Origin of the sequence: Alkalihalobacillus alcalophilus ATCC 27647 = CGMCC 1.3604, from assembly GCF_000292245.2 — a bacterium.
GTDB classification, from domain to species: Bacteria; Bacillota; Bacilli; order Bacillales; family Bacillaceae_D; genus Alkalihalobacillus; species Alkalihalobacillus alcalophilus.
On sequence record NZ_ALPT02000127.1, the window covers coordinates 1 to 7880 of the forward strand.

Genomic DNA, 7880 nt, shown 5'->3' on the forward strand with positions numbered 1-7880 from the left:
ACCAATAGATGATTCCGTTTTCTTCAAGGGCTGTACGTCTGTTTTGACTACAATGGATACAAAGAACTTTCCGCTTGGATTTCGTCTGACTGTAGCGCTCAGAATACGTCCTTCAACCTTACGACTTTTGGCCAAGCGAACATACCCTAGTTTCGGCAATTTGATTTTGTTGTCTACTATGGCAATGTTGCTATTTGTTTCTTTCGTGGTGTAGGATTGTACCTGATTCTTTTTTGATTTGAAGCGTGGCGCTTTATTTTGTTTCTTGAAGAATCGAGTATAGGAATCAGCAAGGTTTTTCAGGGAGGATTGAAGGGCAATGCTATCCACTTCTTTTAGCCATACGAATTCCTTTTTTAGTTGGGTTAATTCAGCCGAACAAGCATTGTAAGTTAATCCTTTGCCTGTTTCTTGGTAGGTATCGTTCCATTGCCCTAAAAAGCGATTAAAGACAAAACGAGAACAGCCGATGGTTTTAGCAATGAAGATTTCCTGTTCTTTGCTTGGATAGAGACGAAATTTGTACGCTTTGTTGATGAGCATTGTTTTCACCCCACCAATAGGAATGTATGTTCTTATTATACCCTAACAAGAATCTCTTTGGCTACCGCCAACCGCCATTCATCTCCCCCTTATCGTTGGGCTTCTCCCTTCACACGATTGAAGAGGGAGTCTTCTGTCGGGAAATGATAAAGTAGTTTTGAGTAGGTTAACTTGGATGAGGGTCTTTGTACCAGTATGTGTAAAAAAAGTGGTGTACCTGGAGGAAAAAAATTTAGGAGCAAATGTATTGGTGGATTCAATCTTATGCGATGCAAATAGGCGGGCGACTTCACTTACCTCCTTTCTATTAAAAGCTTAATTATATATACGTCATAAAACGATAAAATCCTCCTCCCCTTATATAAAAAAATGAACTTTTTTAAACTTACGAAAAACCTTACATTTTTGAGAGTTTCCAAATAGAGAATCAATCACACGTCTAACAAATAACAAAAAAGCCACCCTCATCAGAAAATGTTTGGGCAGCCTCCAATACTTAAACTGAATGTAACGAATTAGATTACTTAAGCTCTAGAAACACTGGACAATGGTCACTTCCAAGAATCTCGTTATGGATCTCCGCTTTTTTAATAGAGTTCGTTAATTCGTTAGAAACGATAAAATAGTCAATTCTCCAGCCAATGTTGCGCTCCCGAACTTTATTCATATAAGACCACCAACTATATTTATCAGTAGTTTCTGGATACAGATAACGAAAACTATCTGTAAAGCCACTCGACAATAGAGTTGTCATCTTCCCTCTTTCTTCCTGTGTAAACCCTGAATTTCCATGATTGGATTTAGCATTTTTTAAATCGATTTCTGTATGAGCTACGTTTAAGTCTCCACATAAAATAACCGGCTTTTTTTCCTCAAGGTTTTTCAAATAAGCTAAAAAGTGCTCTTCCCAACTTAAACGATAAGGAAGTCGTGATAAGTCACGTTTTGAATTTGGAGTATAGCAGGTAACTAAATAAAATTTTGAATATTCTAACGCAATGACACGACCTTCTTGATCAATTAAATCTTCACCAATCCCATATTGCACAGACAAAGGTGTATGTTTTGTAAAAATAGCTGTCCCTGAGTAGCCTTTTCTCTCGGCGTCATTCCAATATTGCTCATACCCGTCTAACTGTAATTCGATTTGACCTTTTTGACATTTTGTTTCTTGAATCGCAAAAAAGTCAGCGTCTACTTGATGAAAATAATCTAAAAAACCTTTTTTAACACAAGCTCTTATTCCGTTCACATTCCACGATACAAATTTCACACAAACTCTCTCCCATCTGTTCTTTCACATTCAACTATTATAGCTAGTATAATGCAAAAGTATCAAGGAGAAAGCTTATTCCACTTCACACCATGTGAGAATAAGATCAACAAACACTTTGCTCGCTTCGATGATCGCCTCAAGTTCAATCGCTTCATCTGGATGGTGGGCAAGCTCGGTTGTTCCTGGACCATAAACAACAGTTGGGATATCGCCAACTTGACTTAAGAGCCCCGCATCTGTTCCCCATGGAGCCGCTTCTAGCCGAGCTGATTTCCCAGAAATCTTTTTAATACTTGTTTTAAATTGCTCTAAAAATGGGTCTTCTAAAGTAATACTGCCCGGCATCCACCTTGCCCCAAACCATTCAATCGAAACCGGATGGTCTTTAAACCATGAATCCATAAACATCGATGACGATAACATTCGCTCAAATTCCTCTTTTGCTTCTTCCATTGTTTCATCAAAGGATACCCCATACCGACCTTCTATCATCACCTCATCTGGTACAGAAGACGGCCAGTCACCGCCATTCATTTTACCGATATTAATCGGGATTGGAATCGGAATGTTTTGATACAAAGGATGATTGATACGCTCATTTCGTAATGTTTCAAGTTTTTTTAATTGTTCGATGACCGCAATCGCTTTGTCAATTGCTGAGACTCCTTCATAACGCGTGCCTCCATGAGCCGCTCTCCCGGTTACTTTAATGCGGAACCACATCGAACCTTGCTGTAATGGAAATACTTTTAGCTTTGTTGGTTCAGGAATGACTGCAGCATCTGCTTGATATCCTCGTAAAATGGCGGCTAAAGTCCCTGCACCACCACATTCTTCATCAATGACACTTTGAAAGATCACATCGCCTTTTAATTTGACCTTCATTTCCTGAACGACTTTTAAAGCAAGCAATAAAGAAATCGTTCCACCTTTCATATCAGTTGCTCCACGTCCACTAATGGAGTGTCCGTTATTGATAGCCATAAAAGGGGGCTGAGACCATTGCTTTAAATCACCAGCAGGGACCACATCAATATGTCCATTTAATAAAAGCGAGCGACCACCACCTGTCCCCTTCCATACCCCGACCAAATTAGGACTCCCATTAAAAGTTTGACGAGCGGATAAATAGGCAGAATGTTCCTTCAATTTATCTAAGTCTGGTTCAAAAATATCAATTTCCATTTGCAAGTCTTCTAGTATTTTTTTTAAATACAATTGGGCTTCTAATTCATGTCCATATGTCGATTCAAAGTTTATGAGCTGGCAAAGGTGATGAAAATACTCATCTTTATATCGCTCTATTAATTTCTCCACCTTTTTTTTGTCTTCAGATGTCATCTTTCTCAACTCCTATAACAGGATTTCGTTACATGAAGTGTCGCCTCGGTTGATAATAGAACATCCTCAAGTGTAAATGGTTCAATAATTTCTTTTAAAAATAAGCCATGGGCTGTTACTTCAATAACGGCTCTTTCGGTTATAATCATATGAACACATTGTTTAGCTGTTAAAGGTAACGTACAGTTTTGGACGATTTTTGCTTTTCCATCCTTATTCGTATGGCTCATTAAAACAATCACTTTTTTCGCCTTTTGAGCAAGTTCAATCGCTCCACCAATTCCAGGAACCATTTTTTTTGGCACAATCCAATTAGCTAAATCGCCTTGTTCGCTCACTTCAAGAGCTCCTAAAATCGCTAAATCAATTTGTCCAGCACGAATCATGGCAAAAGCAGTCGCACTATCAAAATACGAGGCACCCTTTATAAGGGTTACCGGGATCCCCCCTGCATTACAAATCATCGGATCTTCTTTTCCTAGATCAGGTTTGACGCCCATCCCTAAAAGACCGTTCTCAGCCTGTAAAAAAACAAACTTCTCTTTTTTAATAAAATTGGCAACGAGCGAAGGAATCCCGATGCCGAGATTGACGACCATACCCGTTTCAATTTCTTGCTCAGCTCTTTTAGCCATCAATTCTTTATCTCTTATTCCCAAGCCAATTTCCAATCGACCCCCTTACTTTGAATCAAATAATCAACAAAAAGACCTGGCGTAATAATTTCTTCAGGATTCAGTTCACCTATTTCAACGATTTCTTCTACTTCTACGATTGTTGTCGTTGCAGCCATGGCCATGAGCGGTGCTGTATTTCTTGCGGTTGCTTCATACATTAAGTTGCCAAAACGATCGGCTTTTTTCGCATAGATAAGGGCAAGATCAGCCTTTAACGCTGGTTCAATATAAAAGCTTTTCCCTTGCCAATTTACTTCCTCCTTCGTTAAATTTAATGCTTCCGCATACGTAATATCACTTAAAATCGCCGGAATTCCCGCCCCACCAGCCCGGATTCGCTCCATTAATATTCCTTGTGGGCAAAATTCTACTTCTAGTTCACCAGAAATCATCTTTTTTCCAGCTAGCGGATTCGAGCCTATATGTGAGGTAATTAGTTTTTTTATTTTCTTATTAGCAATAACAGGACCAATTCCAATCGTTGGAAAGGCAGCATCATTACCAATCAAGGTGACATGTTCTAAATTGACTTCTAACAGTTCTTTTATTAATAACGGGGGATTGCCGATGCCACCGAAACCACTATACATGATCGTTAATTCCCCATTAAAAAATGAACGTATCGAATGGAGCGTCGTTTCTTTATCCACCCCCTCCAGCCTCCTTTAATATAAAGCGAAGTCCGTTTGGTCAGAAGTGAGAATATCAAGGATCAACGCTAAGTTCGCGCCATCCTGCCGCAACGCCTTGTACCCACATCCTGTGGGCACAGGGCGGTCGTTGAAGACGCTTTTTGTCTTCATAAAGACGACCGATTTTTCTCGAGCTTCTAACGGACGTAGCTAGATTGATTAAAAAGCGGAGTCCGTTTGCCCAGAAGCGAGAAAAAATACAGGGCGGTCGTTGAAGACGCTTTTTGTCTTCATAAGGACGAACCGATTTTTCTCGAGCTTCTAACGGACGTAGCTAGACTTCTTTTAATTCCTCCTCTAAACGAGTAAAAGAGCTTTGCAATTTAGCAAGCAGTACATGCATTTCAGCGTACGTAATCGTATAAGGAGGGGCGATTAAAAAAGCATCGCCCTGTACTCCATCTCCTGCGCTTGCCGGATATAATAATAAACCTTCATGCTCTGCTATCTCTATTAGCTTTTCTACGACTTTCATTTTGCGTGGAAACATTTCTTTTTTCGTTTTGATTGAACAAGCTCCACGCCAATTAATAGCCCTAAACCTCGTATATCGCCTATCATCTTATACCTTTCTGCTAAATATTTAAGTTGTTTTTTTAAATAAATTCCTTTCTTTTTCACTTTTTCCGTTAGATTTGCGTCCTCATTATATTGCAATACAGCTAAAGCAGTTGCGCAGGCAAACGGATTAGCACTGTGGGTGTGTCCACTCATGATCAATTTTGAATTGCTTCTAATCGTTTTATATATTTTTTCGTGAATGGACGCGGCTGCTATCGTAGCATAACCAGCAGCAAGACCTTTACCTAATGTAATAATATCAGGTTGAACTCGCCAATGTTCACAGGCTAAAAAGGTTCCTGTCCGTCCAGCACCGGTCATCACTTCATCGGCTATAAATAAAATATCGTTCTTTTGACAAATCTCACTTATTTTTTCGTAATACCCTTTCGGTGGTGTAATGGCGGCTCCGGCGGCTCCAACGATTGGCTCTGCAATAAAAGCGGCAATTTGCTCCGCACCGATTCGGTTAATAGCCGTCTCTAGTTCTGTAGCACATTTGAGTTGACAGGTTGGATAGCTCATTTGATACGGACAGCGATAACAATAAGGTGCTTCGATTTGGGGGTATTTTTCAAGCAAAGGGGCAAATCTCTCTCTTCTTTTAATATGTCCTGACATCGATAGAGCCCCGAGTGTAATGCCATGATAACTAAACCATCTTGATAAAATAAACGTTTTGCTTGGACGCTTTTGATCTTGCCAGTATTGTATAGCGATTTTTAAAGCCGTCTCAGTCGCCTCTGAACCACTATTGACAAAAAAAGTATAATAATCTACATCTAGATTAATTTTTTCATTCAGCTTCGTCGCTAATTTTTCAGCAGGCTCTGTTGTAAATTGGGAACGATATACAAAACTAACCTTTTTGGCTTGTTCAAGCATCGCCCGACGAATAGTCGATACACCGTGACCTAATGAAGTCGTCACAGCTCCAGACGAGGCGTCCAAATAAGATTTTCCGTTTTGATCGTATAAAAAAACACCCCGCCCATGTGTAATTTGTTGATAGTTTTTATCAAAATCAGGCTTAATTAAAAAGGACTCACTCATAACACTCAGTCACCCCCTCATTAAACTGTACATCACCTTATTCAACAAAGTTAAAAACGAAAATAATTTCGTTTTAATAATCGTGGAATTTCCATTAGTTCTGTAAAGGTAATTTGATTAGGGACGAGATCGGTATTTATTAATAATAATTGGTCTTCAATTTTTTCGACCGTTTCATCAAGTTGATAAAGCATCGAACAGGCTCCGCATTGCAAACTTGGTGTCTGTTGAATTTCGATCGCACGTAAACCACTTGGAAGCTCCCAATAAACAGGAGCCTTTATTTCTTCTGCTGCCTTCTTTTCACACCAGACACATTTAAGCATCTTTTGACTCCTTTTTTTCAGCCTTTTTTTGCTCCGCTTGATACTTTTTCTCTTTCAATTTCTCACGAAGCTCTCGTTTATCTTTTAGAGACGAATGGGTCGGATCCGTAACAAAGCGTTCTCTTCTTTGCATTCGCTCTAAAGACTCCGGCGTCATACTCGTCTTTTGATCTGATAAAAGCTCAAGCACTCCCGACTTCTTCTCTTCTTGTTCGGTCATTGGATAAATATCATTAAAGTAATCATCAGCACGACCAGCCACATAATGTTCTGGTTCAGGATAGGAAGTAATCACCCCTTCAAAGTTGCGTAGGACGACTTTATCTGGACTTTGTGAAAGAAGATAATTCGGTTGAAGGGTAATTTTTCCGCCACCACCAGGACTATCGACAACAAAACTCGGCACCGCATAGCCCGAAGTATGCCCTCTTAAACCTTCAATAATTTCTAAACCTTTTGAAATCGGAGCTCGAAAATGACCAATTCCTTCAGACAGATCACATTGATAAATATAATAAGGTCGCACTCTCATTTTCACTAAGTCATGCATGAGTTTTTTCATAATCCGGACGCTATCATTGATACCCGCTAAAATAACGGCTTGATTTCCAACTGGAACACCCGCATTGACTAATCTTTCACAGGCTTCTTTTGCTTCCTCTGTGATCTCAATCGACGTATTAAAATGAGTATTTAACCAAACTGGGTGGTATTTCTTTAAAATATTACAGAGATTATCAGTGATTCTTTGTGGGAACACGACTGGTGCTCTTGTGCCAATTCGAATAATTTCTACGTGGTCAATTTCACGCAAATTTTTCAAAATATATTCTAAAATTGTGTCATTAATTAATAAGCCATCTCCTCCAGAAATTAAAACGTCACGTACTGCTGGTGTCTCGCGAATATAGCCAATCGCTTCATCTAACTGTTTTTTCGGCACTCCCATTCCAATTTGGCCAGAAAACCTTCTGCGCGTACAGTAGCGACAATACATGGAGCATTGATTAGTTACAAGAAATAAAACACGGTCGGGATAACGATGGGTTAATCCAGGGACAGGGGAATCTTCATCCTCCTCTAAAGGATCTTCTAAATCATATTTTGTTTTATGAAGCTCTGAATCGATTGGAACGGATTGTTGACGAATCGGACAGGTTGGATCTGTTGGGTTCATTAATGATGCGTAGTATGGAGTAATATTCAGCGGGATGGTTTTTGTCGCGATTTTGACCCCTGATTCTTCTTCAGGCGTTAAATCAATGACTTTTTTCAAATCATCTAGCGTACGAATTGTATGAGTTAATTGCCAAAGCCAATCATTCCACTCAGCCTCAGTCACATCTTTCCATAATTCTATCTCTTTCCAATGTCTTTCTGGTTGATAAACAAATGATTTCATAATCATATT

7 protein-coding genes and 1 pseudogene are annotated in these 7880 nt (G+C 39.4%); all 8 read right to left on the reverse strand.

Features of this window, described 5'->3' with window-relative positions:
* On the reverse strand, positions 1–543 hold a 543-nt coding region (locus tag BALCAV_RS20120; RefSeq protein WP_040324301.1), incomplete at its 3' end, for an RNA-guided endonuclease TnpB family protein.
* A 520-nt stretch (positions 544–1063) separates the two neighbouring features.
* Positions 1064–1816 (reverse strand): exodeoxyribonuclease III, encoded by a 753-nt coding sequence (locus BALCAV_RS20125; RefSeq protein WP_004429093.1) that lies wholly within the window; start codon positions 1814–1816, stop codon positions 1064–1066.
* A gap of 75 nt (positions 1817–1891) precedes the next feature.
* Positions 1892–3160 carry a peptidase gene (locus BALCAV_RS20130; protein ID WP_040324302.1) on the reverse strand — a complete coding sequence of 423 codons (1269 nt, stop codon included), beginning with the start codon at positions 3158–3160 and terminating at the stop codon, positions 1892–1894.
* A 5-nt stretch (positions 3161–3165) separates the two neighbouring features.
* On the reverse strand, positions 3166–3825 hold the full coding sequence (locus BALCAV_RS20135; RefSeq protein WP_040324303.1) for a 3-oxoacid CoA-transferase subunit B: 660 nt from the start codon (positions 3823–3825) through the stop codon (positions 3166–3168).
* Positions 3810–4487, reverse strand: coding sequence for a 3-oxoacid CoA-transferase subunit A (locus tag BALCAV_RS20140; protein WP_003322967.1), 678 nt, complete (start codon positions 4485–4487; stop codon positions 3810–3812). The genes BALCAV_RS20135 and BALCAV_RS20140 overlap by 16 nt, the downstream gene beginning before the upstream one ends.
* A gap of 316 nt (positions 4488–4803) precedes the next feature.
* A pseudogene (locus tag BALCAV_RS20145) lies at positions 4804–6143 on the reverse strand (aspartate aminotransferase family protein).
* 50 nt (positions 6144–6193) lie between these two features.
* Positions 6194–6469 (reverse strand): YokU family protein, encoded by a 276-nt coding sequence (locus tag BALCAV_RS20150; protein ID WP_003323494.1) that lies wholly within the window; start codon positions 6467–6469, stop codon positions 6194–6196.
* Complete coding sequence (gene kamA / locus BALCAV_RS20155; protein ID WP_003323493.1) at positions 6462–7871, reverse strand: lysine 2,3-aminomutase; 1410 nt, start codon at positions 7869–7871, stop codon at positions 6462–6464. Before kamA ends, BALCAV_RS20150 begins: the two co-directional genes overlap by 8 nt.
* Positions 7872–7880 lie beyond the last annotated feature (9 nt).

Bases quoted from the DNA above. Each gene is read 5' to 3' on its own strand.
- BALCAV_RS20130 (WP_040324302.1), bottom strand. From the start codon at position 3,160: ATGACATCTGAAGACAAAAAAAAGGTGGAGAAATTAATAGAGCGATAT.
- BALCAV_RS20150 (WP_003323494.1), bottom strand. From the start codon at position 6,469: ATGCTTAAATGTGTCTGGTGTGAAAAGAAGGCAGCAGAAGAAATAAAG.
- kamA (WP_003323493.1), bottom strand. From the start codon at position 7,871: ATGAAATCATTTGTTTATCAACCAGAAAGACATTGGAAAGAGATAGAA.